Below are 25,059 nucleotides of genomic sequence, written 5' to 3' on the forward strand. Positions count from 1 at the left end.
GGTTCATGCCATCACGGCACATCTTTCGGAGACGACCCATGACGACCCTCAAGACAGGCTTTGCCATCGCTGCCAACGCTGCCCTCATCGCCGCCGCCATGGCGGCCCTGCCCGCCCCGGCGATCGCCAAGGCGAAGTCCGCCGAAGTCGTGCACTGCTACGGCGTGAACACCTGCAAGGGCACCTCGGACTGCGCCGCCGGCTCACACAGCTGCAAGGGCCAGAACGAATGCAAGGGCCAGGGCTTCAAGGCGCTGACCAAGGCGGCCTGCGCAACGCAGGGCGGCAGCCTGACCGAGCCCAAGTAAAACTGAACCCTCCCCAGGCCGGGGCTCCTTTCCCTGCTTCCCTTGCGGCGCCGATCCCCCTCCCCGGCGCCGGATGGAGCCCCGGCCATCTTTTGCGGGACATGCCATGACCCAGCACCTCACCGGATTTGGCCTTGGCATGCGCCGGCCGCATTACCGGTCCTATGTCGACGGAACCGCGCCGGTTGATTTCATCGAGGTGATCTCGGAGAATTTCATGATCGCGGGCGGCAAGCCGCTCGACACGCTGATGAAGGCGCGGGCCAACTATCCCCTCGCGCTGCACGGCGTTTCGATGTCGATCGGTTCGGCCGACGGTCTGAGGGGCGATTACCTTGCCGAGCTGCGCCGCCTTGTCGACATGATGGAGCCCGCAGTGGTCTCGGACCACTTGTGCTGGACCCGGATCGACCAGTTCAATTCGCACGATCTCCTGTCGCTCCCTTACACCGAGGAAGCGCTGGATGCGGTCTGCCGCAACATCGACCGCGCGCAGGAAGCGCTCGGCCGCCGCATGCTGTTCGAGAACCCTTCGAGCTATATCGCCTTTCCCGGCGCGATGACCGAATGGGAGTTCCTCACCGCGATGACGAAGCGGACCGGCTGCGGGCTGCTGCTCGACGTCAACAACATCCACGTGAGCGCGGTGAACCACGGCTTTGCCGGCGAGGATTACCTTGCCGGTGTCCCGATGGACGCAGTCGGGCAAATCCACCTTGCCGGCCATGTGCGGGGCGAGCATCTCCTGATCGACACGCACGACCAGCCTGTGCCGGATGAGGTCTGGGCGCTGTACCGCGCCGCGACCGAACTGGCGGGGCCGGTGCCGACAATGATCGAGCGCGACGACAATATCCCCGAGCTCGAGGAGCTATGCGCCGAGCTCGACGTGGCCCGCGTGATCAGCGCGGATGTGGCCGGAACGAGGATCGCGGCATGAGCCTGCTCACCCTGCAACGCGATTTCCGCGACTGGCTGGTGACCGGCGATGACAGCGCGGCCGCCGCGCTGGGCGGTGGTCCGGGAACGCTGGTCTACCAGAACAACTACCGCACCGCGCTCGTTTCCAGCCTTGCCGAGACATTCCAACGCCATGCTTTGTGGCTGGGCGAGGAAGCCTTCGAAAGCGCGGCGGCGCGTTATATCGATGCGCGCCCACCTTCGAGCTGGACGCTCGATGCCTATGGCGAGGACTTCACCGATTTCGTGGCGACACTGTGGCCGGACGATCCCGAGGTCGGCGAGAGCGCGCTGATCGACTGGACCGTGGGCCAGGTCTTCGTCGGCCCCGATGCCGAAGCACTTCTGCCCGAAGCGCTGGCAGTGGCCGACTGGGAAACGGCGGTGATCCGTGCGGTTCCGTCACTGCTGGTGCTGCCAATCACCACCAATGCCGATGCAATCTGGCAGGCGCTGGCGACCGGCGAAGCGCCGCCGCCTGCCGAAACGGCTGAGCACGGCACAGCGCTTCTCGTCTGGCGGCAAGGTCTCGAGCCGGTGTTCCGCCGCGCCGAAGCACACGAGCGCGATGTGCTCGCATGGTCTGCCGCCGGGCAAGGCTTTGCCGCGATCTGCGAGCGGCTGGCCGAAACCCTGGGCGAGGAAGCGGCGGTGACCGCTGCAGGTACGCTGCTAGGTCGCTGGCTCTCTGAAGGCATGGTTGCGGCAGTCGATTGACCCCACTTGGGCGGGCCGAAACTTCCCCGCATGAAGCGAAGACGCCCTAGGACCCGGGCTCGGCGGGGCTGCGCATGGCCTCGCCGATCCGTCCGCGCAGCCGGGGGAGGACATCCGCCTCGAACCACGGATTGCGGCGCATCCAACCAGTGCTGCGCCAGCTGGGGTGGGGCAACGCGATCCGATCACCAGCGCCGCCTGCGCGGACGCGCTCGGTCAGGGTCGACTTGGGGCCCGGCGCATAGGTGACCTGCGCATAGAGTCCGACCAGCAAGGTCAGGCGCACCGCACCAAGCTCTGCGCGCAGCGGCGCATGCCACAGCGGCGCGCATTCGGGGCGCGGCGGTGCATCGCCGCCACCCGGAATGCGGCCCGGATAGCAGAATCCCATTGGCATGAGCGCCACCTTCGCGGGATCGTAGAATGTCGTGCGATCAAGCCCGGTCCATTCGCGCAGCCGGTCGCCGCTGGGATCATCCCAGGGAATGCCCGAGGCATGAACTGCAGTACCCGGCGCCTGGCCGATGATCAGGATCGCGGCACTCGCGGCGGCCTGCACGATCGGCCGCGGCCCGAGCGGCAGGTGCTGCGCGCAAGCGGTGCAACTGCGGATTGACTGGAGCAGTCCGGCCAGCGAGTCAGCGCCCATTGCACGCGGCCTTCATCCAAACTGACTTTCGATGCGATCCAGCACGGCCTTGAGCCGAGGTGCGACGAAATCCAGGAAAGCCCGCTGCTTCAGCGGCAAGCTGCGCTGCCGGCGGTGCACCGCGTGAACCGGCACGGGATCATACCCCATGTCTTGCAGCACGGGAACAAGCCGGCCAGTGCTGACGCAGAGCTCGGCCTGATAGGACATCACCCGCGCGATCCCAAGTCCGGCAGTCGCGGCGTCGATGATCGCATCGGCGGTGTTGACCGCAAAGCGGGGCTGGATGGGAACCGCACGGGATTCAGTCCCGAGGCGCAAATGCCATACACGGCGCACTTGCAGGCCTTCAAATGCAATGCAGTCATGGTTTGCCAGGGCATCGAGGTCCGCCGGCATGCCGCGCCGTTCGATGTAGTCGGGACTTGCGTAAAGCCCCCAGCGGATATGCCCCAGCTGCTTCGCGATGAGTTCGCTGTCAGGCAGCGGGCCGATCCGGATCGCCACATCGACATGCGATTCGACAATGTCGATCGTGGAGTCCGACAGCACCAACCGCACCGTGACATCGGGATAGGCGGCAAGAAACGCATGGACGACCGGCGCGACATGGAGCTTGCCGAACATGATCGGCGCGGTGACAAGCAGTTCGCCGCGTGGCACGCGGTATTCCCCGCTCGCCGCGCGTTCGGCATCGGCCAGATCCTCCAGCAGCCGCCGGGCCGCCGCAACATAGGCCTCGCCCGCTTCGGTCAGGATCAGCTTGCGGCTGGTGCGCACAAGAAGCTGCGCGCCGAGGTGCGCCTCGAGGTCGGACACGCGGCGACTGACCGTGGGCAGCGGGGTGCCGAGCGTGCGCGAGGCGGCGGAAAGGCTGCCGCCATCAACAGCAGCGAGCAAGGTGCGCATGGCCTCGAACCGGTCCATCATGAATTTCCGTTTTGTGGAAGGATGGATTGCAAATGTAGCGGATACTGCCGTCCAGCGAAAGGACCTACTTCCTGCTCAGCGGCCGAACACGGCCAGCCACCCCAAGGAAAGGCCCCCCGCAATGTCCCGCATACCCACCCCCGCCGCAATCGCCGATGCTCCCGAAGCCTCGCGGCCATTGCTTGAAGCTGTCAACAAGGCGCTTGGCACTGTTCCCAACCTGCACCGCCTTGTCGCCACAAGTCCCGCTGCGCTCGAGGGCTACCTCGGCATGAATGGCGCGCTGGCCAAGGGCAAGCTGCCCGCCGCCACCCGCGAGCGGATCGCGCTCGCCGTCGCCGAGATCAACGGCTGCGACTACTGCCTATCGGCGCACACCTATCTCGGCAAGAACCTGGCCAAGCTTGATGACGCCGAGATCACCGCCAACCGCAGCGGCGCCTCGAACGATCCCAAGGCCGATGCTGCGGTGCGCTTCGCCGCGCAGTTGGTGAAAGCACGGGGCCACGTGACGCAGGCCGAGTTCGATGCGGTGCGGGCTGCCGGGTACACCGACGCGCAGCTGCTCGAGATCGTCCAGCACGTCGCGCTCAACACCTGGACCAACTACGTCAATTCCGCCTTCGCTACCGTGATCGACTTCCCTGTCGTCACCGCGCGCACGGCCGCCCCGATCGCGGCCTGAACCTCCTCCCGGCGGGCGCCGACACCCCCCTTCCCTCAGCCGGCCGGTGCCCGCCGCCCCTCCCCGAATGCAAAGGAAAGCCCCAATGTCCATCAAACGCCACCTGCTCACCGCTGCCGTTTCGGTGACAGTACTCGCCGTCAATCTGGTTGCAGCGTTCCCCGCGCTTGCTGCCCCCGCTGCCGCAGCGCCGGTCGCTGCAGTGCAGACCACCACGGTCAGCCCCGATCAGGTCCGCTTCGGCACGATCAATATCGATGGCCTCAACATTGCCTACCGTGAGGCAGGGGACGCCAGCCTGCCCAAACTGGTGCTGCTTCATGGCTGGCCCTCGTCCTCGCACCAGTTCCGCGATCTGATCCCGGCGCTTTCGAAGCGCTTCCACGTGATCGCGCCGGACTATCAGGGCTTTGGCAACAGCGATCATCCCGATCCGGCGACCTATCACTATTCGTTCGACGCGATTTCGGTCACGGTCGAAAAGTTCCTCGCGGCCAAGGGCTTCGATCACTACGGCCTCTTCGTGCAGGACTACGGCGGCCCGGTCGGCTTCCGGGTGGTCGGGCGCAACCCTAAGGCGCTCGATTGGCTGGTGATCCAGAACAGCAATGCCTACGAAGTCGGTTTCACCCCGGCGTGGGACGGCTTCCGCAAGGCGCTGTGGATCAACCGCAATGCCGAGAGCGAAAAGCCGCTGGCGGGCTTCAACACCCCTGAGGCGATCAAGAACATCGTTTACCTCGGCGGCGCCGACCATCCCGAATTGATCGCGCCGGAAAGCTATCTGTCCGATGCGGCCTCGGTCGCCGGGCCCACCAATCTGCGGATCCAGCTCGACCTGTTCTACGACTACCGCCACAATCCCGAGCTCTATCCGGTGTGGCAGAAGTTCCTGCGCGACAACCAGCCAAAGACGGTGATCTTCTGGGGCCAGCATGATCCGTTCTTCAACCCCGAAGGCGGCGAGGCGTTCCTGAAGGACCTGCCCAAGGCCGAACTGCACCGCCTGAATGCGGGCCATTTCGCGACCGAGGACAACCTCCCCTACATCGCGAGCCACATCATCAGCTTCTACGATGCAAACGTGAAGCAGGCCCGCTGAGCCCTCTTCCCCGGGGGCCGCGCTCCCGGGGCCTTCCCCAGATTCAGAAAGGACCGTCCCCGTGACCAAGCTGCTTTATGTCCGCACCTCGCCGCGCGGCGAGGCTTCCAAGTCCATCCAGATCGCCGATGCCTATCTCGCCACTTACCGTGAGGCCTATCCCGATGCCGAAATCGAGACGGTCGACTTGTGGGATCTCGGCCTGCCCGAGTTCGACGGCGACAGCGCCGCTTCCAAGATGTCGTTCTTCGGCGAGGCCGGGATGACCGAAAAGCAGAAGGCGATCTATGCCGAGCTCGTGCGCCTGTTCGAGCAGTTCAACTCGGCCGACGACTACCTCTTCGCCATTCCGATGTGGAACTTCGGTGTGCCTTACAAGCTCAAGCAGTACATCGATCTCCTCTCGATGCCCGGCACCTTGTTCGGCTTCGACCCCGCCGAAGGCTATATCGGTCTGCTCAAGGGAAAACGCGCGACGGCGGTCTTTTCGGCAGCGATCTATCATGACGGTGCGCCCAAGGCTTTCGGCACCGACCATGTCTCGACCTTCTTCACCGACTGGTTGAACTTTGCAGGGATCAGCGATGTCGAGACCATCTGGTACCAGAAGTACAAGATGGTGAGCGCCGCGGAAGCCGACATCCGGCTCGCCGCGGCCCAGAGCCAGGCGCGCGCTGCCGCACGGCGTCCCGGCGCCAGGGCATAAGCGGCGGCAGTATTGCCGCATCGCTGCCTGCAACCCTCTGGTTGCGGCACGCCGATGCGGCAATACTCTATCCCATCGCAGCCCGATTCCCGGGCAAAGGTGCGGACCAGAGGAAACCTGCCATGGAATCGATCGGCGCCGATCTTCGCGCGATGCAGCGCACCCCGCTTCACGCAAGCCATGTCGAGGCGCTGCGCGCGGCGGGCACGGAGAAAAGCTACCCCGCCGGCACGATCATGGCACGCCCCGGCGATCCCGCCGACAAGTTCACTTATGTCGAGGAAGGGGAGATCGAGGTGATCAACCCCTATACCGACGAGCGGCACCTGCCCTCCTCGCTGGGGCCGACGCAGTTCATGGGCGAGATCGCGTTTCTAAGCGGTGGCACCGTCTCGATGGCGATGCGTGCGGCGCAGGACACCCGCGTGATCGAAGTTCCGCGCGAGGCAATGCTGAGCCTGATGGCACAGATCCCGGAAATGTCCGACATTGTCATCACCGTGTTCGCCGCACGCCGCCGCCGCCAACTCGACGAGCGCGATTCGACGTTGCAGTTGATTGGCGAAGATGAAGACGTCGGCGTGCGCCGCATTGCCGAATTCGCCAGCCGGAACCGCATTCCCTATGGTTCGCTCAGGCTGGGCAGCCCCGAAGCGGCGGCCGCCGCGCAAGCCTGCGCCATTGCGCCTACTCAGCCTGCGGTGATCTTTGGACGGGACACGGTGGTGACTGATCCGACCCCGGACAAGATCGCGCATCTGCTCGGGGTAAACCGCGACCTGCTGCATGACGAGGCCTTCGACGTGCTGATCGTCGGCGGCGGACCGGCAGGGGTGGCGGCCGGGGTCTATGCCGGGTCGGAAGGGCTGCGGGCGCTGGTGATCGAGGACATCGCCATCGGCGGACAGGCGGGGACATCAAGCCGGATCGAGAACTACATGGGCTTCCCGACAGGCATTTCGGGCGGTGACCTCGTCTGGCGCGGCGAAGTGCAGGCGATGAAGTTCGGCACCCGCTTTGCCCTGCCGCGCCGCGTCGTCGCGCTCGAGGAACTCGAAGGCGGCGCCTTCTGCGCAACGTTCGACAACGGGCAGCGCGTGCGCGGCAAGGCAGTGATCGTGGCGGCAGGAGTGCAGTATCGCCGCTTGCCGATCCCGCGCCTTGCCGAGTTCGAAGGCGCCGGGGTCTATTACGCGGCAACCGAGATCGAGGCGCGCTATTGCAAGGGCACCGAGGCAGTGATCATCGGCGGCGGCAATTCGGCGGGGCAGGCGGCGATGTACCTCAACCGCTCGGCGCACTGCGTCCATGTCGTGGTGCGCGGCCCCTCGCTCGCCGCCTCGATGTCGAGTTATCTGTCGAGCCGGTTGGAGGCCGATCCGGCTGTAGATGTGGCCTACAACGCCGAGGTGGTCGCGCTCCACGGCGGCACCCACCTCGAAGGCGTGACCTTGCGCGATGCGAAGACCGGCACGACCCGCGAGATCGCGACACGGGCGCTGTTCATCATGGTCGGCGCGGCGCCCAATACCGATTGGCTCTCGGGCCTCGTCGCGCTTGACGACAAGGGCTATGTGCTGACCGGCCCGGCAGTCGGCGCCGCCTCGCCTTATGCAACCTCGCACCCCGGCATCTTTGCAGTGGGCGATATCCGCTCGGGCTCGGTCAAGCGCGTCGCTTCAGCGGTCGGTGAGGGCTCGGTGGTGGTTTCGAAAGTCTGGGACTACGTAAACAGCGCTGGCTAGGGCCGATCAGCTCAGAAATGCCGTGATCGCGGCAATCGTCGCTTCGGGCTGGTCGATCTGGGGGAAGTGGCCGGCATCCGGAATCAGCTGGGACGTGGCCCCTGCTATCTGCGCCGAGAACACGCCGGCAAGGATCGACGGGAACAGCTTGTCGTCTGCGCCCCACAGCACCAGGGACGGCGCGGTGATTTGCGGCAGGAGTTCCTCGAGCCGGGCGGAGAGGAAGATGCTCCTGCCCCAGGTCGCCGAAATCGCCTTTTCACCGCTTGCGACATAGGCAGCAAAAGCCTGTTCGGCAAGGCCGGGGATCCTGGCCACGGGGCCGTTTATGGTGATGTCGATCAGCGCCTGCATCTCGGCCGGGCTGCCCGGATCGAAATTGACCGGAGGCTCGCCCTCGAACATCGCAGCAAAGCCGGCGACATCGATCAGCACCAGCCGGGAAACTCGCTCGGGATACGTCGCGGCGAAAGTTGCCGTCACCCAACCGCCGACCGAATTGCCGACAAAGACGGCCTGGTCGATCCCCTGCGCATCGAGCAGCGCAAGCAAGGCTTCGGCCTGCACCGCCATGCCGAGATCATCGCCGGTCTTGGACGATTCGCCAAAGCCCAGCATGTCCACCGCATAGACCGTGTGCGCTGCGGACAAGGCGGCGGCGACACCTGCCCAGTCTTCCTTGTGGCCGCCGACACCGTGGACAATGACAAGGGCCGGCCCCGAGCCGGACTGAACATAGGCGAGCGCCTTGTCGCCAATGGCAAGCATCTGCGTGGTCATCATCGCGTCTCCCGGATCGTGGCAGGCAGGGTCGGTCAATCCTCGCCGAGCAGCGGCGCGCCGGGCTGGCCGACGTCTATCCTCAGCAGCTTGGCCTCTTCCAACTGGTCTTCGGGCACGGTCCACGTGCCCCCGGTGGTGGTGACGTAGATCGCGGTGCGGTCGGCCTCGGTTCGGCCAAAGGCAACGGCCGTGGAGCCGACCATCCCCTCGCCTGCGCCGGCGAGCGTGGTGCGGGTTCCGTCAGGCGCGAGGCGCAGCAGCGACTGGGCCTGATGGGTGGCGATATAAAGCGACCCGCCCGCATCGATGGCGAAATCATCGGCGCGCAGCGCTTCGGCAAGGACTTCGGGCGTGCCGGGCCGACCCTGATCGATCGGCACGCCGACCAGCCGGTCCGCACCAGTGACCGAAATGAGGGCCATATTGCCGAAGACCTTGATCCCGTTTGCCCCGGGTGCACCGCTTGCAGGATCGGCGCCGAGCAGCGGGTCGGCCAGCCAGGTTTCGACCGCCCCGGTTGCAGGATCAAGCGCAAGGATCCGCGAGCCCAGCGAATCCGCGATCAGCATCCTGCTCCCAAGGGGCGTAAGTCCATTGAGGAACGCGGCGTCGGCGATTTCGGCCACTTGCTGCACCGCGCCCTCCGGGGACACGCGCCAGACAAGGCCCGGCGGCGTGCCCGGAGCTCCCCCGGTTACGACAAGCGTACCATCGGCAGCGAAAGCCAGCCCGGTTGTGGGCGCGGGAAAGGACGCGAAGGGGCTGACGGCACCCGTTGCAGGATCGATCCGCACGACCATTTGATCGGTATGCAGACTGACAAAGATCGCGCCGGAGGCACTGACCGCGACGCTTTCGACAAAGCTGCCGCGGGGCCATGTGGCGAGGCAGGTGACGGGAAGAACCTCGGTAATGCCGCCATCGTGGTTCATCGCGGTGGCCTCCCGGCCGAGCGTGCCTGCCGACTCGGCAAGGCCTTGCGGATCACCATGCTAGTCGATGTCTGCACGGCGGCAATCGCCTTGCGGCAAGGGAATTGTCCGCATCGGATGATCCGTTGCAGTCCGAAACTTAAAACTCCACCGATGTGGTTGAGATTCTTGTCGCGCGCCGATCCGGTGCGTGGTAATGATATACCATTAAACGTCGTACGGCCCGTGTTGCTTGCATCGGGATTGTTCGTTTCGTTCCCGTTGCTCCCCTTCGCGGCCCTGGCTGTCCGGCACAGCAGAGGAGAGCATGCATGGCCTACCTTACCCCCGATACCAACCGGCGCCGGATCATCGTGCTAGCTGCCGTCTTCGCGGTGCACGGCGTGATGGCGCTGGCCATCCTGACAGGCTTTGCCGGCGGGGTGATCAGGATCATCGAGAAGAAGCGCTTTGAAGCGTGGAACTACGTGCCACCGAAACCGATCCCCAGCACCGAACCGGCTCCCGTGCCTTCGCTCCACCCGCGCGAAAGCGATGTGAAACCCGAGATCACAGCCCCGCGCGATCCGATGATCGACACCGTGATCAAGATCGATGTCGGCACGCTGCCGCCGATTGGCGGTGATGGCGGCCTTGGCACCCTGCTTCCGCCGCTGTCTCCCTCCACGCCTAGCCCCACCTATACGCCTCGCGCGGCCAAGCCCATCGGCGCGCCGGGCAAGTGGGTGTCGGATGCAGACTATCCCACCAGCGCAATGCGGCGCGGCCAGCAGGGCGCGGCGGGTTTCGAACTGACCATCGGGCAGGACGGGCGAGTGCGCGATTGCCGGATCACGCGGTCCAGCGGCTCGGGTGATCTCGATGCGGCGACTTGCGCGAAGGTCAGCGAGCGCGCCAGCTTTACCCCGGCGCGCGACGAGCATGGCGATCTGGTCACGGGCCGCTACTCCGGCGTGATCCGCTGGCAGATCCCGGAATAGGCTGCCCCAATCGTCCGTTGCAATGCAGCATGATCGAGGCCTACCATCGCCGTCTTGGCGCAGGGGGTCTCGATCTTGCCGTTCACAAGCGATCTCGGCGGCGAGCGCCACGTCTTCGCCGACCTTAAAGCGGTCCTGGCCGCTGCCAGCCCGGCGCGATCGGGCGATGAACTCGCCGGGCTTGCGGCAGAAAGCGCCACGCGCCGCGTGGCCGCGCGCTGCGTGCTGGCCGATCTGCCGCTCAAGCACTTCCTGAGCGAAGCGCTCGTCCCCTACGAGAGCGACGAGGTCACACGCCTCATCCTCGACAGCCACGACACCGCAGCCTTCGCGCTCATTGCCCACCTCACCGTGGGCGGCCTGCGCGACTGGTTGCTGAGCGAGGCGGTAGACGCCACCACCCTGGCAGCCGCCGCGCGCGGCATCACGCCGGAGATGGCCGCTGCGGTCTCCAAGCTGATGCGCAACCAGGACCTGATCGCGGTGGCGCGCAAGATCAACGTGGTGACCGCCTTTCGCAGCACGATCGGCCTTCCCGGCCGGCTGTCCACCCGCCTCCAGCCCAACCATCCGGCAGACGACCCGCGCGGGATCGCCGCTGCCGTGCTCGACGGACTGCTTCACGGCGTGGGCGATGCGGTGATCGGCGTGAACCCCGCCACCGACAGTGTTCCCGGGGCCACCAAGCTGATCCACATGCTGGACGAATTGCGGGAACGCTACGCCATCCCGACGCAGAGCTGTGTGCTCACTCATGTGACCAATGCGCTGACGATCATCGAACGCGGTGCGCCGGTCGATCTGGTGTTCCAGTCGATCGCGGGGAGCGAGGCCGCCAATGCCGGGTTCGGCATCGACCTAGCCATATTGCGCGAGGCGCAGGCCGCCGCACAGGCGCTGGGGCGCGGGACGGTTGGCCGGAACGTGATGTATTTCGAGACCGGTCAGGGCTCGGCGCTTTCGGCCAACGCGCACCACGACGTCGATCAGCAGACGATGGAAGCGCGGGCCTATGGCGTGGCGCGCGCGTTCGATCCGCTGCTCGTCAACACCGTGGTCGGCTTTATCGGGCCGGAGTACCTCTATGACGGCAAGCAGATCATCCGGGCGGGGCTGGAGGACCACTTTTGCGGCAAGCTGCTCGGCCTGCCGATGGGCTGCGACGTGTGCTACACCAACCACGCCGAGGCCGATCAGGACGACATGGACAGCCTGATGACGCTGCTGACCGTCGCGGGCTGCAGCTTCCTGATCTGCGTGCCCGGCAGCGACGATGTCATGCTTTCCTATCAGAGCCTGTCGAACCACGATGCACTGTATCTGCGCAGCGTGATGGGCCTGCGCCCAGCACCGGAATTCGAGGCCTGGCTGGGAGATGTCGGCATTGCCGCGCCCGATGGCACCCTGCGCGCGCTGACCGATCACGCCTCGCCTTTCATGCGCAGGCTGGCGGAGACCATCGCTTGAGCAAGGTGGTACCCGGCGAGCTCTGGGCGCGGCTGCGTCAGACCACTCCGGCGCGGATTGCGCTGGGCCGGGTCGGCAACGCCTTGCCGCTGCGCGAAGTGCTGGACTTCCAGCTGGCCCATGCCCGCGCACGCGATGCCGTTCACGCCGCGCTCGATACGGCGGCGCTGGCGGCCGCGCTCGCCCCTCTCCCGGTACTGCAATTGGAAAGCGACGCACCGGACCGCGCGACCTATCTGCGGCGGCCCGATCTGGGCCGCCGCCTTTCCAGCCGGTCCGCCGCGCTGCTGGCGGAGGTCGGCGGGCAATGCGACGTGGCATTCGCGATCGGCGACGGGCTTTCCGCAACCGGAGTTCAGGCCGGCGCGGCGCGGTTGCTGCATGCCTGTGTCGCGGAGCTGGGCGGACTTGCCATAGGCCCGGTGGTGATTGCGCAGCAGGCGCGTGTCGCGCTCGGTGATCCCGTGGGCGAAGCTCTGGGCGCGCGCGTCTGCGTGATGATCATCGGCGAACGGCCCGGCCTGAGCGTGAGCGACAGCCTTGGCATCTACATGACGTTCGCACCCCGCCCCGGCCGCAGCGATGCCGAGCGGAACTGCATCTCCAATATCCACGGCGCCGGCGGCCTCACCCCCGAGGACGCCGCCCGCACGCTGGGCTGGCTGCTGCGCGAGGCGCTGCGCCGCCAGATTTCAGGCGTTGACTTGAAGGACGACCGGACTCCCACCCTTCCAGACCAGGAAAACAGCCGCGCATGACCACGCCGACCGGAGGCCCACAGCTGCAGCAGCGGCTCGGCCCCTTCCACCTCTGGGCCATCGCGGTGGGCCTCGTCATTTCGGGCGAATACTTCGGCTGGAGCTATGGCTGGGCGAGCGCGGGAACGCTGGGCTTTCTGGTCACCACGCTTGCCGTGGCGGCGATGTACATCGCCTTCATCTTTTCCTTCACCGAGCTGACCACCGCGATCCCCCATGCGGGCGGCCCTTTCGCCTATGGCTTGCGCGCTTTCGGGCCGCTGGGCGGAGCAGTGGCGGGCTTTGCCACTCTGGTCGAGTTCCTCTTCGCGCCGCCGGCCATCTCGCTTGCCATCGGCGCCTATCTTCATGTGCAGTTCCCCGCGCTCGAGCCCAAGCATGCCGCGCTCGGCGCCTACGCAGTGTTCATGGCGCTCAACATCGTTGGCGTGCAGATCGCGGCAAGCTTCGAGGTAGTGGTCACGCTGCTCGCGGTGGGCGAGCTTCTCGTGTTCATGGCAGTGGTGCTGCCGGCATTCCGCTGGTCGAACTTCCTCAGCGGAGGCTGGGCCGGGCAGGATCATTTCAGCATGGCAGCGGTTGGCGGAATTTTTGCAGCGCTGCCCTTCGCGATCTGGTTTTTCCTCGCGATCGAGGGCGTCGCCATGGCCGCCGAGGAAGCGAAGGAGCCGCGCAAGACCATACCGATGGCCTATATCTCGGGCATTCTGACGCTGACGGTGCTTGCCTTCGGAGTCATGCTGTTTGCCGGCGGATCGGGCAGCTGGGCCGAGCTTTCGAGCCTCAACGATCCTCTGCCGCAAGCCATGAAGCGCGCGGTAGGCGCATCTAGCGGCTGGCTGCACATGCTGGTGTGGCTCGGCCTGTTCGGCCTCGTCGCCTCGTTCCACGGGATCATCATGGGCTATGCCCGGCAGATCTTCGCGTTGGGACGGGCGGGTTACCTGCCGGGCGTTTTCGCACGCCTTCATCCTCGCTTCCATACGCCGCACGTGGCGACACTGGCGGGCGGTGTGGTGGGCATTGCGGCGATCTACAGCGATGCCTTCGTCAGCATCGCCGGCCAGTCCCTTACCGCCAGCGTGGTGACGCTGTCGGCCTTCGGCGCGCTCACCATGTACATCATATCGATGGCGGCGCTGCTGCGTCTGCGCCGCAGCGAGCCGGACCTCGCGCGCCCGTTCCGCGCACCGCTCTACCCCTTCGCGCCTATGTTTGCGCTGGGCATGGCGAGCCTCGCGCTGGTGACAATGGCCTGGACCAACCGCGAGCTCGCGGCGATCTTCACAGGGCTGATGGGGCTGCTGGTCGGCAGCTCGCTCTTGCTGCGCCGCAGGGATGCGGATTAGTCTGCCGCCATGAACTTGCGACTGCGCGCCGCTTTTACACTTGCCATGGCGCCGCTTCTGGCCGTGGCCGCTCCCGCCCGGGCGGAGACGAGCCAGCCTGCGCCCCTATGGCACACCCGCGCCGCCTCGGCCGCGGCCTTGCTCGAAAGCACCTGGGGTACGGACAGGGGATGGAAGGCCAGCGAGAACTGGCAGCGCTTCCCGATCACCGACGTACTGATGGACTACGAGCGCCGCACCGGTGATCGCCGCTGGTCTGGCAAAATTTCCGCCGCCGTGCGCAATCGCGATGGTCGCTACCTCAACGACGATGACCTGTGGGCCGTGATCGCAAGCGTTGACGCTTGGCAGAACGAGCGCGATCCCGAACTGCTGACATGGGCGGCGGCAAACTTCAGCCGCCTCGTCACCGCGCATTGGGACGACCGTTGCGGCGGTGGCCTGTGGTGGGACCCGAAGCACAGCTACAAGAACGCGATCACCAACGAACTGCTGCTCCATTCGGCGACCCGGCTCTATCTGGCGACCGGGCAGGAACCCTATCGCGCGTGGGCGCTGCGCGCATGGGCGTGGTTTGAGGCCTCGGGCATGATCGGGGCAGACGGCCTCGTCAACGATGGCCTCGACGCGCAGTGCCGCAACAATGGCGCACCGCGCTACACCTACAATCAGGGGGTTCTGCTGGGCGGGCTGAACGACCTCGCCGCGATCGCCGGTGATCCGCAATACCGCGCATTCGCAGTCCGGACGGCGCTTGCCGCCACGCGTACGCTGGTGACGGCGCAGGGCCTGCTGACCGAGCCATCCGACGCGTTGGGCGCCGACGGGCCAATGTTCAAGGGCGTCTTTGCCCATCATCTCGGCCATCTGGTCGAGGCCATGGCAGAGGGCTCGGACCGCGCTGAACTGCGCGCCTGGCTGCGCCGCAACGGCGAAGCGGTGTGGCAGCTCGGCGCCGAAGGCAGCCAACCGGTCGATGGTCTATGGACGGGTGGATCAGGCCAGACGGGCGCCGCCGCGCAAGCCTCGGCAATCGCGCTCTTTCTGGCCGCCGCTTCCTGACCTCGAGAGGAAGTCGCCCGCCGCGATCCTGCACTTCCATGCAGTTCCCGACCCCGAACAGCGTCAGACGAACAGGAAATCTGCCAGCTGGAGCGAACCCTTTGCAGCCAGAATGCCAAGATTGGCGACCAGCACTACGTCGGTGGAAACGGTGTAGCTAGCATCGAGCGCGTGGTAGAGCACCGTATTGTTGCTGCTGTCCTTGCCGACGATGAACACGCCTTCCCCGACACTGCCGCCCGCAGCTGCGGAGAGGTAGTTCTGCACATCGCTCACACTGTTGAGCGCGCCGCCATCGTAGTTGATGAGATCCGCACCCGTGATATTGGCGCCGCCCGACTTGGCCGAGACTTGCCGATCGAACGCGGCCCCATTGAAGTCGAACGCGCTCAGGGCGAAGCGCAAGTCGTCTTCGGAAGCGAGGAAATCGGTGATCGTGTCCGGCGCGCTGTAGCGCGACATCCAAACGAACACGTCGGATCCCGAGCCGCCAGTCAGCGTGTCCGAGCCATCCTGTCCTTCCAGAATATCGTTGCCACTGCCGCCACTGATCGTGTCATTGCCACCGCCACCATTGACCGTATCTGCCACCTGGCTGCCGACGATCGTGTTGTTGCCGCTGCTGCCAGTGGCGATGAGGCCCGAGGAACTGGCGCTCCAGTCGAGGTTCTCGAAGTTCATGACCGTCGTGTTGTCGCCCACGCTCTGGTCGGCCAGCGAGAGATTGATCTGGTCGGTGACACCTTCGGCGTAATTGAAGACCAGCGTGTCGCTGTCGGCGCCACCATCGAGTGTCGCGGTGTTCAAGCGGTAGCCATAGTCGATGCGGTCGGCGCCGGCATCGCCGAACACTTGTGTGCCCGTGGCCCAGTACGAGTATCCAGCGGCGGTCTTCACCGTATCGTCGCCGCTGTCGGCGCGGATCACGCTTGCGATGTTGGGCCCGGTGATCGTTTCGTTCCCGGTCGTCCCGTTGACGGTCAAGGTATCCTGGGCATCGAAATTCGCCCAGTTGACCAACCCCAGATTGACCGTCGAGCCCGATTCCACGTTGACAATGAAGGCCTCGGCCGTGCCGGTGACGACTGAATTGGCATAGATCGCGGTGAAGCTCGCGGTCTGCGCGCCGGTGAGCGTGACGGTCAGGCCCTGACTGAGATAGTTTCCAGCCGCATCCTGGGCGCTCGCATAGAGATATTCGAGGTTGGCGAGCGAGCCGACGGTGAAGTCTGTTGTCGCGCGGACGTAAAGGAAATCGCCGTCAGCGCTGCCAGCGCCATCGATTGATTCGCCTGCGGCAAAATCGCCGCCGTTGATGTAGAAGGAATCCGCACCGATGCCGCCACCAAGCGTGTCGGCTCCGCCATTGCCGGTGATGCTGGCACCGTAGGCACCCGCCCTGAGCGTATCCCCCGCGCTGCCGCCGACAAGGATGCTGTAGGTGCCGGAAAGTCCAATCGCGTAGAATGACGCCGATGAGGTCGAACCATCGACATTCTCAAACCCGCTGACAGCGGCGGTATCGCCACTGGTCTGGTCGGCAAGGTTGAGGTTGATCGTCGCCGATCCGGTCACGACGAGGGTATCGGCATTTGCGCTACCGTTGATGCTGGCGGCGTTGCCGCGATAGGTGATCCTGTCGTCACCACCCTGCCCGTCGATCACGTCGAGACCGGCGCCGCCATCAATGGTGTCGGCCAACGCGCTGCCGGTGATGGTGTTCGCAGCGCTGCTTCCAGTTGCCTTGAGGCCGAAACTGCTCTGGCTCCAGTCCAGGTTCTCGAAGTTGTTTACCCCCGCGTTGTCGCCGATGGTCTGGTCCGTAGCGGAATTCAGATCGATCTGACTGGCAACGCCGCCGTTGTAACTGTAAACCAACGTGTCCGTATCGGCCCCGCCATCGAGCGTGATCAAGTATAAGGAGTTGCCAAAATCGATGCGGTCATCGCCAGCATCGCCAAACACGCTTGAGTTGTTGCCCCAGGCTGTGCTGCCGGACGTCGGTACCTTCAGCGTGTCGTTGCCACCATTGCCGTGGACCGTGCTGCGGATATTCGGCCCGGTGATTGTCTCTGCGCCAACCGAGCCTCAGCCCGGACGCATCGGCCGTATCGTCGCCCGCGCCGCCGTTAACGATGATCTTCGAACCGTAAACCCCGGTCAGGTTGCTGTTGAGCAGCGTTACAGTGTTGCCGCCCGCATTCAACTGGATCGTCGGAACACCGGTAACCCCGGTCAGCGCATCAACCGCCAGCGCACCGGCAGTCGTCAACTGCAACACATCGCCGCCGCCGCCACCGGTCACCGTATCGAGCGCGTTAAGATCAGCACCGCGAACTGGAACGTATCGGCAACCGCTGTGCCCGTGAATACGTTGTTAGTTGCCACCTGGCCAATAAAGATCGCCATAGCCAGAGCCCTCGTGGCGTTGATTTTCAAGTATCAGTAGTACCTGAGTGTAGAGGCACGAGTTTTGACGAGACATATTTTAATGTCAACAAAAGTAGCCCGATTGGCGCCGCCACTCTCCGATTTGTCGAGTGACTGGCTTGTCCAGAGACCTGCAACCAAGCATCATTCGACAGGCACGGTTTTCGCGGCAAGCAGGTGGGCTGTGAGTTTTCTGTCTGCGGGTGAGCGACGATGGCAGGACCGAAAGGCTGCAACTCTGCAGAGTTTGCTCGACCATTTCTTCTCCGCAGCCCTGGTTTGGTGTGGGCGGTCCTGCGGTCAGGCGCACGCGGATTGCAGCAGCGTCGCGCGTCATTCGATCGCGCAAGCGCATTAGGCGGAGCGTGGCCGCTTCCATGCGACAACATCTTTCCGCAGGTCGGTAGCCCGCCGGTGCATTGCGCAGATTGTATCGACTTTCGCTATCCCGGCGGTTCTTGGCGCTTATGCACCGCCAAGCGAAGCGCCCCAACCGAGGGCTTATTGTCCTCCCTTGGCAGTCTTTTCAATGTCGATCAGCCGGGCCTGCAGCACTTGCCCGGTGTCCAGCAGCATAAGCTTGCGAAAGCCCCCGCCATGCTGACCGTCGCGCAGAGGATTGACCTCAACGGCGACGCGGTCTCCGGCCTTGAGCGACTTGCGGCTCCAGCCCAGCCGCGTGAGATTGCCCGGGCTGGTGAGCTCGACAGACCAGACGCCAGCGGCATTGCCGGGTGCGCTCACATCGAGCAGCAGGGCGACATGCGGGTTAACCCAGCGGTATTCTTTCACCCGGCCCTGCAGCGTTACGACTTTGGCGGGATCGAACATGGCGAAGCTGTGGTGCGCATGGGCTATTCCCACGGCGCTCACGGCTGCAAGGGTGACAGCGAGGGCGGCAACGAGAGCGGCAGGGCTGGACTTGCGAATCATGGATCGGCTCACTTGGCTGGTGGAGGCAGGATATTGCCATTTTGCTGGTGGGTGGGAACATAGATCGGGTTACCCCAGCGATCCGTGCTTTCCTCGAAATCACCCTGACGGCAGACGCCTTCGACGATTTCGTAGCTGCGCTTGCGATTGCGGTAGTAGATTCGCCGGGTTTCCCAAGGACGAGTGAGGATATGCGGCGCCTCGATCACCAGATCATGCGCCAGTGTATCGGGGGCGATCAGATGGATGCGTTCGCGGATCACCGCCCCTTCGCCCAAGGGAATGCCCACGGCCTCGCTCAGCGCCAGAAACACTTGCGGCAGGATGCCGCGCGTCTCAACCACCAGCGTATCGCCTTCCCAGTGGCCCACCGATGTGCCGTGGAAACTGGGATCAGGATCTTCGGGCATCGCGCGCCCGTCGGTGTAGATCCGGCGGAGGCGGTTGCCGTCGGATTCGCCGAGCAGCGTGACCCGGCCAGGCGTGAACAGGAACTCATTGGCGTTGTGCGTGATCAGAATGAGGCTAGGCATGCCATGCGGCAGGCAATTGAGGAGCAAGCCGTGGGGGCGGCCCTGATTTTCTTCCTCAGTCCAGTATTTCACCTGCGGAATGACTTCGGGCTTCCACGGCACCGGGTTGGTTTCGATCTGGCGATCCTGATCGGAGATATCGGGCGACCACCTGCCACTCCAATCGGGAAGTTTGCCCAGCGCGGCCCAGTCCTCGGCTGTTGGCGCAGGGTCGATGATGTCTGCAGGCGGCGTTTGAGCCGCAGCGACAGACGCCAATCCGACGGCTACTGCTGCCAATGAACCAAGCAAAAACCGCATTGCGCACCCCGACATGATCCAATCACCCCATCATCGTGCGCGATACGCGGCAAAAATCCACACCCTTTTGATCGCATTTGAATTTTTGTGTTGGAATCGTGCAAAACTGCGGGTGAAGTAACGCGATCGGTTGCTATTCACACAGGATATCTCGCGTTGGAAGGTCTCATCGCATTCTCAAACTGGCTTGAGCACACGCCGGTTTCGGTCGCTGTCAATGCCCGGGGGTGGTTCGTTCCGGCGATTCAGGTGGTGCACATCATGGCCATTGCCGCCGTCGTGGTTGCGGCGCTGCTGATCAACTTGCGTGCCGCTGGTCTGGTCGAGCGCGAGCGATCGCTGGCCGTCGTAACCGCAAGCTGGCTTCCGGTGCTTTTTTGCGCGATCGCCGTGCTCGCCGCCAGCGGGTTTCTCCTGATTGCGAGCGAGCCCGGCCGGGCTCTGTTCCGAACGGTATTCTGGGTAAAGCTGGTGCTTGTCGGCGCGGCGCTTCTGGCGACATGGGCGCAGCGCGCGGTGGGCGAGGCACGGCCGCGTGCGCTGCATGTGGCGCTGGCACTGGCAGCGCTGGCGTGCTGGTCGCTGGTGATCTTTGCCGGACGCTGGATCGCTTATGCCGATGGTTGGCCGGGCGCGCCGGCCTGATCGCCCCAACTGCGGATCGCCGCGCCATTCTGTTTCAACACGGATCTGGGATTGCTGGTTCATGTCGATTGAAGACCTAGCGGACTGGCTGTCCGAAACACCGCTCGCGTATGCGCTGACCGATAGCACCTGGCTTTTCGGTACGGTCGAGGCTGTGCATGTCCTGGCGCTTACGCTCGTGTTCGGTTCGATCGCACTGGTGGATTTGCGCCTTGTCGGGATCGTCGAACCAAGCCGGGATCCGCGCCAGTTGCTGAGGCAATGGCTGCCGTTCACCTGGGCCGGCTTCGCCCTGGCCGCCGCAACCGGCACGACGATGATCTTCGCCAACCCTTCAGGCTATTTTACCAACTTCTTTTTTCAGGGAAAACTGGTGCTGCTCTTGCTGGCGGGGGCAAACATGATCGCGTTCCACTTCATCGCGAGCCCCCGCCTCATGACGCCAGGTGCGCTGGCTCCGCGGATTTCCGGTGCGGTCTCGCTTACGCTCTGGACCTCGATCATCGTGTTCGGGCGCTGGATCGGCTTTACCATCTGACAGTTTCGACGGGTTTGCGGGAGAGACGCGATGCAGCAGAGCGGCAAGATGGCCCGGGTCGCGGGTGCGCTGGGACTGACCGCGCTGCTGGTGCTTACCAGCGCGGCCTTGGCCAGACGCGCGCCGCTGGACGCCAATGGCATCTGGGCCAATCTTGCCCTGCGCGAACAGGCCGTGCGGGCGGGGGCGCCCGTCTTTGCCCGTGCCTGCGCCGGATGCCACGGCGCAGATGGACGTGGCGCCTTGGGCGGGCATGCCCCCGACCTTACCGATGATCGCTGGCTCTATGGCGGCGAGGACATCGACACGTTCATCATGCGCGCCTCGGATATCGAGCGCACCGTCCTTCATGGTATCCGCGCGGACGACGCGGAAGGCCGCAACTGGCCGGAAATGCCCGCGCGCGGAGTTGGCCACAGCCTTGAGCCCGACGAAATCTCCGCCGTCACCGAATATGTGCTGAAACTTGCCGGCAAGGCTCATGATCCCGCGCAGATAGCCGCCGGCAAGGAAGCCTTCGAAGGGGAAGGTGGCTGCTATGATTGCCACACGCTGCAAGGCTGGGGTGATACCGCGACGGGGGCGGCCGACCTGACGCGGCCGCAGACCTGGCTTTATGGCAGCGACCGCGCCGCAATTGCGCAAAGCGTAACCGAAGGCCGCAAAGGCGTCTCTCCGGCCTTTGCAGGAAAACTTACACCGGCAGAAGTGCGCGCAGTGTCGGTCTATGTGCTTTCACTGGCCAAGACGCGTAAGTCCCTGTGAAGTTACTTGGGGCATTGCGCTCGTTCTCGGCTTGACGACTTTCGGCAAGAGCAGACGCTTCGACCAAGCACGGACGCCATCGCCGAGGCGATCGCTGATGGCTGATTCCGAACCCGCCGACCCGAAAGGCATTTCCCGACGCAGGCCTGGCAATGTTGCGGGATGCACAGCATCTGTTGTTCGGCTCGGCTGCTTCCTCGAAGAATGGAATCAAGTCCTGGTCGCCAAGCGGTGTGGGCGAGTATTCTCCCAACGGAGAATGGGCCGAGATGCGAGTGCCAAAACTGACTCAATGGCCCATGCGTCAGGAGCAGACAGGCCTCAACCCCGCAGAACTGCGTCATCTAGCGCAGAGCAGGTGCCCGCAGGCAAAATATGTTTCGATTGTCAGACTGTCTGGTGCGGTCGAGAAGACTCGAACTTCCACGGGCTTTCGCCCACAACGACCTCAACGTTGCGCGTCTACCAGTTCCGCCACGACCGCACATCGAAACGGGGATTTGCCTTGTCAAAAGGCGGCCCCGCCGGGGTAGAGGCGGGCCCCTAGCAAAGGACCCCGCAGCGCGCAACAACCAAGCGGGGATTTTTTATTCGGGCTTCCAGCCGATCTCGGCGTGCTTGGCGCTTTTGGGAACATCGGTCACGGCTTCATTGATCGTGACACTCTCGCCGGGTTTCAGCATCTCGCGCGGGGGCGTTACGTCCCAGGTGTAGACGACCTTGCGATTGACATCGCGCAGCACGATCAGGATCGGCGGCACGTCTTGCGGCTGTTTGCCAACGTTGGTGATCGTGCCGCTGGCGCCGAAGTATTCGGTGCCGTTGGGCAGGGGTCTGCGGTCCTGCCGTTCGGCGGGGAAGGACAGGACAAGATCGGGGTTGCCTGCACCGAAAGTGGCGTGGGCGGTGGGCAGCCACTTGGGCAGGCCGAGCCATGAAGCCAGCACGATCAGCACCGCGACCAGGCTGGCAAATCCGATACCCGCAAAAGTCCAGAGCCTGGCCGCGTTGCGCCGGGGGCGGAAGGGCGGCTCGTGATCGAAGCTGGAACTGGTCTCGTCGAAGGAATCTTCTGCCGTGCGCACGGCCGGGCGGGTGACCGGGCGGGGCACGACCGGCGGTTCGGGCACTGGGCCGCCGGCATCGATCTCGAAGCGCGGCTCGACCGCAGGGGCTGTGGGAGGAGGGGGCGGCTCGCGAACCAGCGGGGCGGCAGGGACCGCAGCAGCGATCTCCGGCGCCTCGGCCCGCGCCGGCAGTTCAGGGCCATGCTGGAACCAGCTGTGGCGGCACTTGGCGCAACGTACAGTGCGACCTTCCACACCGACCGCGCTGTCGGGAACGACATACCGCGTCGAGCAGGCGGGACACGCAATTATCATGGGGCCGGTTAAGCATGGTGCCGGGCCGGGAAACAATAGGCGTGAACGGGGAGAAGTGCTTGCCCGGCCTTTTTTCCACATCGATTGCGGCCTATAGCCGCCTCAACCGTGCATCGTTTCGCACGGTCCACCACCAGCGGGACAGCCACGCCTGACATGAGCCAGCCTGATGCCGAAATCGTCCAGTTCGACAACGTCGGGCTGCGCTACGGGACGGGCAAGGAAATCCTGGCCGACATTTCCTTTACGCTCTATCCGGGCCGCTTCTATTTCCTCACCGGCGCGAGCGGCGCGGGCAAGACGAGCCTGCTCAAGCTGCTCTACCTCTCGCAGCGCCCGTCGCGCGGGCTGATCCGCCTGTTCGGCACCGATGCGATCACCCTCCCGCGCGAGCGCCTGCCAGGCTTCCGCCGCCGCATAGGCGTGGTGTTCCAGGACTTCCGGCTGGTCAGCCACCTCTCCGCTTTCGACAATGTCGCGCTGCCGCTGCGGGTCGCCGGGGTGAGCGAGAAGGACATCACCCGGCCGGTGAGCGAGATGCTCGACTGGGTCGGCCTCGGCGACAGGCAGCACGCCCGGCCCGCGACGCTTTCGGGCGGGGAGCAGCAGCGCGTGGCGATCGCGCGCGCGGTGATCGCCCGGCCCGATATGCTGGTGGCCGACGAGCCGACCGGCAACGTCGATCCCGACATGGCGCTCAAGCTCTTGCGCCTGTTCGAAAGTCTCAATCGGCTGGGCACGACAGTGGTGGTGGCAACCCACGACGTCCATCTTATCCGCAAAGTGCCGGAATCGCTGATCATGCGGCTCGACAAGGGGCGGCTCAGCGATCCCACCGGCGCGCTGCGCTATCCCCCGCGCCGCCCGGCCGCGACCGGCGCCGCCGCGCCGCCGCCGCTCTGAGACCGGCGCCATGGGCTTCCTTTCCGCCTTGCTCCAGCGCTGGCGCGGCTCTGCCGCCACCGGTGACCCGCGCCTTCTGCCCGAAGCACAGCTGACGGGTCCGATGCCGTGGGTCATCGCGATCATGATCGCGATGACCGTGGTGGCGGCCGCCAGCGGCCTTGCGTTGCGCAATGCAGCCAGCACGGCGAGCGCGGACCTTGAAGGCGGCGTGACCGTGCAGATCGTGACAGCCGCTCCGGCCGAGCGGCTCCGCCAGTCCGCCGGAGTGCTCAAGGCACTGCGCGCCGCGCCCGAAGTGGCCGAAGCGCGCCAGGTGGCGCAGGAAGAGCTCAACAATCTGGTCGAGCCATGGCTCGGCACTCGTCCGGGCGACGATGTCGAGGCGCTGCCGATCCCCGCGCTGATCGATGTGCGGCTGAAAGGCGCAGCCACGCCCAGCCGGCTCGCGGCCTTGCGCGCGATCATCGTGCCGGAAGCGCCCTCGGCGCGGGTCGATGCGCAGGCGGGCTGGCTCGCACCGGTCTTTGCAGCGATCGGTGCGATGCAGTGGATGGCCGGTGGCCTGATCGCGCTGCTCGCCTTCGCGACGATCTCGGCCGTGCTGCTTGCCTCGCGCAATGCGCTGGGCAATCACCGCGAAACGATCGAGATCGTGCACATGCTGGGCGGCACCGATCGCCAGATCGCGCGGGTGTTCCAGCGCTCGATGGCGTTCGACGCGGCGGCAGGGGGCCTTGCCGGGCTACTGCTCGGAATCGTGACGATCGTCGCGCTGTCGCGCCAGTTTGCGGGGCTGGGCTCGGGCATGGTGGCGGGCGCTGTGCTGCGCTGGCCAGACTGGATCGTCATCGCCGCAATCCCACTGGCCGGCGTCGGCCTTGCCGTCCTCACCGCGCGGCTCACCGTGCTCGCCGCGCTCAGGCGGATGCTCTGACATGCGGCGCCCGCGCAAACCCCCCGGCCTGTTTCGCCGCATCGGCGCCGGAGCTCTGTTGGCCTGGGTGCTGGGCTTCCTGTGGTTCGCGCTCGCGCTGCCGCGCCCGGCCGGAACGCAGAAGACCGATGGCGTGATCGCGCTGACCGGGGCGAGCGGGCGCATCCCCCGCGCCTTCGAGGTGCTGCGCGCAGGCCAGGCGCGCAAGCTGCTGGTTGCGGGCGTGGCGAGCGAGGTCACGCCGGCAGAATTCGCTGCGGAGTACAAGGTCTCGCCGCAGCTCCTTGCCTGCTGCGTAACCCTGGGCTTCGAATCGATCGACACCCGGTCCAACGCGCTCGAAGCCGCGCGCTGGATCGCGGCCGAGCACATTACCTCGGTTCGGCTGGTCACGACCGACTGGCACATGCGCCGCGCCGCGTTCGACCTGGCCATGGCAGCACCCCGGGGCGTGGAAATCCTGCCCGATGCGGTGCCATCGCGCCCCAGCCTCAGGACGCTGTTCATCGAGTACCACAAGCTGATCGCGCGGGTGCTCGCATGGCTCGCGGGGTGGTAGG

The 25,059-nt window shown here is 65.2% G+C and carries 27 protein-coding genes and 1 tRNA gene; 19 read left to right on the top strand and 9 right to left on the bottom strand.

Features of this window, described 5'->3' with window-relative positions:
• Positions 1–38 precede the first annotated feature (38 nt).
• From WCL10_RS03580 to WCL10_RS03590, 3 genes are all read left to right on the top strand, one after another.
• Positions 39–308, top strand: coding sequence for a hypothetical protein (locus WCL10_RS03580; protein ID WP_336894251.1), 270 nt, complete (start codon positions 39–41; stop codon positions 306–308).
• Between the two features lie 106 nt (positions 309–414).
• Positions 415–1,248 (top strand): DUF692 domain-containing protein, encoded by an 834-nt coding sequence (locus WCL10_RS03585; protein ID WP_336894252.1) that lies wholly within the window; start codon positions 415–417, stop codon positions 1,246–1,248.
• Positions 1,245–1,985 (top strand): DNA-binding domain-containing protein, encoded by a 741-nt coding sequence (locus WCL10_RS03590; RefSeq protein ID WP_336894253.1) that lies wholly within the window; start codon positions 1,245–1,247, stop codon positions 1,983–1,985. The genes WCL10_RS03585 and WCL10_RS03590 overlap by 4 nt, the downstream gene beginning before the upstream one ends.
• A gap of 46 nt (positions 1,986–2,031) precedes the next feature.
• On the opposite strand, the gene WCL10_RS03595 is transcribed toward WCL10_RS03590, so the two are convergent.
• Both WCL10_RS03595 and WCL10_RS03600 read right to left on the bottom strand, forming a co-directional pair.
• Positions 2,032–2,634, bottom strand: coding sequence for a uracil-DNA glycosylase family protein (locus WCL10_RS03595; RefSeq protein WP_336894254.1), 603 nt, complete (start codon positions 2,632–2,634; stop codon positions 2,032–2,034).
• 12 nt (positions 2,635–2,646) lie between these two features.
• A complete protein-coding gene (locus tag WCL10_RS03600; protein ID WP_336894255.1) occupies positions 2,647–3,561 on the bottom strand; it encodes a LysR family transcriptional regulator in 915 nt (304 codons plus the stop codon).
• Positions 3,562–3,685: 124 nt separating this feature from the next.
• Between WCL10_RS03600 and WCL10_RS03605 the strand changes: the two genes are divergently transcribed.
• The 4 genes from WCL10_RS03605 to WCL10_RS03620 all read left to right on the top strand — a co-directional run bounded on the left by WCL10_RS03605 (position 3,686) and on the right by WCL10_RS03620 (position 7,802).
• The gene (locus WCL10_RS03605) at positions 3,686–4,249 is read left to right on the top strand and encodes a peroxidase-related enzyme (RefSeq protein WP_336894256.1); all 564 of its coding nucleotides are present in this window, start codon (positions 3,686–3,688) and stop codon (positions 4,247–4,249) included.
• Positions 4,250–4,334: 85 nt separating this feature from the next.
• Positions 4,335–5,351 (top strand): alpha/beta fold hydrolase, encoded by a 1,017-nt coding sequence (locus WCL10_RS03610; RefSeq protein WP_336894257.1) that lies wholly within the window; start codon positions 4,335–4,337, stop codon positions 5,349–5,351.
• A 61-nt stretch (positions 5,352–5,412) separates the two neighbouring features.
• Positions 5,413–6,057, top strand: a complete 645-nt coding sequence (locus tag WCL10_RS03615; protein ID WP_336894258.1) for an NAD(P)H-dependent oxidoreductase — start codon at positions 5,413–5,415, stop codon at positions 6,055–6,057.
• A 122-nt stretch (positions 6,058–6,179) separates the two neighbouring features.
• Positions 6,180–7,802: an FAD-dependent oxidoreductase gene (locus WCL10_RS03620; protein WP_336894259.1), complete on the top strand. Its 1,623-nt coding sequence runs from the start codon at positions 6,180–6,182 to the stop codon at positions 7,800–7,802.
• 6 nt (positions 7,803–7,808) lie between these two features.
• Here the strand turns inward: WCL10_RS03620 and WCL10_RS03625 are convergent, their stop codons facing one another.
• Both WCL10_RS03625 and WCL10_RS03630 read right to left on the bottom strand, forming a co-directional pair.
• Positions 7,809–8,582, bottom strand: a complete 774-nt coding sequence (locus WCL10_RS03625; RefSeq protein WP_336894260.1) for an alpha/beta hydrolase — start codon at positions 8,580–8,582, stop codon at positions 7,809–7,811.
• Between the two features lie 35 nt (positions 8,583–8,617).
• Entirely contained in the window at positions 8,618–9,517 is a 900-nt protein-coding gene (locus WCL10_RS03630) for a hypothetical protein (protein WP_336894261.1), read from the bottom strand.
• 311 nt (positions 9,518–9,828) lie between these two features.
• Here WCL10_RS03630 and WCL10_RS03635 point away from each other — a divergent pair, with 311 nt between their 5' ends.
• The 5 genes from WCL10_RS03635 (at position 9,829) to WCL10_RS03655 (ending at position 15,133) form a co-directional block, all read left to right on the top strand.
• A complete protein-coding gene (locus tag WCL10_RS03635) occupies positions 9,829–10,497 on the top strand; it encodes a TonB family protein (RefSeq protein WP_336894262.1) in 669 nt (222 codons plus the stop codon).
• A gap of 75 nt (positions 10,498–10,572) precedes the next feature.
• A complete protein-coding gene (locus tag WCL10_RS03640; protein ID WP_336894263.1) occupies positions 10,573–11,964 on the top strand; it encodes an ethanolamine ammonia-lyase subunit EutB in 1,392 nt (463 codons plus the stop codon).
• Positions 11,965–11,969: 5 nt separating this feature from the next.
• Positions 11,970–12,722 carry an ethanolamine ammonia-lyase subunit EutC gene (gene eutC, locus WCL10_RS03645; RefSeq protein ID WP_336894371.1) on the top strand — a complete coding sequence of 251 codons (753 nt, stop codon included), beginning with the start codon at positions 11,970–11,972 and terminating at the stop codon, positions 12,720–12,722.
• Positions 12,719–14,071, top strand: a complete 1,353-nt coding sequence (gene eat / locus WCL10_RS03650) for an ethanolamine permease (protein ID WP_336894264.1) — start codon at positions 12,719–12,721, stop codon at positions 14,069–14,071. The genes eutC and eat overlap by 4 nt, the downstream gene beginning before the upstream one ends.
• 9 nt (positions 14,072–14,080) lie before the next feature.
• Complete coding sequence (locus WCL10_RS03655; RefSeq protein WP_336894265.1) at positions 14,081–15,133, top strand: glycoside hydrolase family 76 protein; 1,053 nt, start codon at positions 14,081–14,083, stop codon at positions 15,131–15,133.
• 63 nt (positions 15,134–15,196) lie between these two features.
• Here WCL10_RS03655 and WCL10_RS03660 read toward each other — a convergent pair whose 3' ends face one another.
• Complete coding sequence (locus WCL10_RS03660) at positions 15,197–17,047, bottom strand: calcium-binding protein (RefSeq protein ID WP_336894266.1); 1,851 nt, start codon at positions 17,045–17,047, stop codon at positions 15,197–15,199.
• Here WCL10_RS03660 and WCL10_RS03665 point away from each other — a divergent pair.
• Entirely contained in the window at positions 17,040–17,582 is a 543-nt protein-coding gene (locus WCL10_RS03665; RefSeq protein ID WP_336894267.1) for a hypothetical protein, read from the top strand. The genes WCL10_RS03660 and WCL10_RS03665 overlap by 8 nt on opposite strands.
• Before the next feature lie 482 nt (positions 17,583–18,064).
• Here WCL10_RS03665 and WCL10_RS03670 read toward each other — a convergent pair whose 3' ends face one another.
• Together WCL10_RS03670 and WCL10_RS03675 are read right to left on the bottom strand one after the other, a co-directional pair.
• Complete coding sequence (locus tag WCL10_RS03670; protein ID WP_336894268.1) at positions 18,065–18,496, bottom strand: DUF6152 family protein; 432 nt, start codon at positions 18,494–18,496, stop codon at positions 18,065–18,067.
• Positions 18,497–18,504: 8 nt separating this feature from the next.
• A complete protein-coding gene (locus WCL10_RS03675) occupies positions 18,505–19,308 on the bottom strand; it encodes a hypothetical protein (RefSeq protein ID WP_336894269.1) in 804 nt (267 codons plus the stop codon).
• A 177-nt stretch (positions 19,309–19,485) separates the two neighbouring features.
• On the opposite strand from WCL10_RS03675, the gene WCL10_RS03680 reads away from it, so the two are divergent.
• The 3 genes from WCL10_RS03680 (at position 19,486) to WCL10_RS03690 (ending at position 21,277) form a co-directional block, all read left to right on the top strand.
• Positions 19,486–19,974: a hypothetical protein gene (locus tag WCL10_RS03680; RefSeq protein ID WP_336894270.1), complete on the top strand. Its 489-nt coding sequence runs from the start codon at positions 19,486–19,488 to the stop codon at positions 19,972–19,974.
• A gap of 61 nt (positions 19,975–20,035) precedes the next feature.
• Positions 20,036–20,512: a DUF6644 family protein gene (locus tag WCL10_RS03685; RefSeq protein WP_336894271.1), complete on the top strand. Its 477-nt coding sequence runs from the start codon at positions 20,036–20,038 to the stop codon at positions 20,510–20,512.
• Between the two features lie 30 nt (positions 20,513–20,542).
• The gene (locus tag WCL10_RS03690) at positions 20,543–21,277 is read left to right on the top strand and encodes a c-type cytochrome (protein WP_336894272.1); all 735 of its coding nucleotides are present in this window, start codon (positions 20,543–20,545) and stop codon (positions 21,275–21,277) included.
• Between the two features lie 397 nt (positions 21,278–21,674).
• Here the strand turns inward: WCL10_RS03690 and WCL10_RS03695 are convergent.
• Positions 21,675–21,761 (bottom strand) — tRNA-Leu (locus tag WCL10_RS03695).
• Positions 21,762–21,864: 103 nt separating this feature from the next.
• On the bottom strand, positions 21,865–22,659 hold the full coding sequence (locus tag WCL10_RS03700) for a zinc-ribbon domain-containing protein (RefSeq protein WP_336894273.1): 795 nt from the start codon (positions 22,657–22,659) through the stop codon (positions 21,865–21,867).
• A gap of 156 nt (positions 22,660–22,815) precedes the next feature.
• Between WCL10_RS03700 and ftsE the strand changes: the two genes are divergently transcribed.
• Genes ftsE through WCL10_RS03715 form a run of 3 tightly spaced genes read left to right on the top strand, consistent with a single transcriptional unit; the run spans position 22,816 to position 25,058 of the window.
• Positions 22,816–23,562, top strand: coding sequence for a cell division ATP-binding protein FtsE (gene ftsE, locus WCL10_RS03705; RefSeq protein WP_336894274.1), 747 nt, complete (start codon positions 22,816–22,818; stop codon positions 23,560–23,562).
• A 10-nt stretch (positions 23,563–23,572) separates the two neighbouring features.
• Complete coding sequence (locus WCL10_RS03710; protein ID WP_336894275.1) at positions 23,573–24,499, top strand: cell division protein; 927 nt, start codon at positions 23,573–23,575, stop codon at positions 24,497–24,499.
• Between the two features lies 1 nt (position 24,500).
• Positions 24,501–25,058, top strand: a complete 558-nt coding sequence (locus tag WCL10_RS03715; protein ID WP_336894276.1) for a YdcF family protein — start codon at positions 24,501–24,503, stop codon at positions 25,056–25,058.
• Position 25,059: the final 1 nt, after the last annotated feature.

This window comes from Novosphingobium sp., from assembly GCF_037133355.1.
Lineage (GTDB): Bacteria > Pseudomonadota > Alphaproteobacteria > Sphingomonadales > Sphingomonadaceae > Novosphingobium.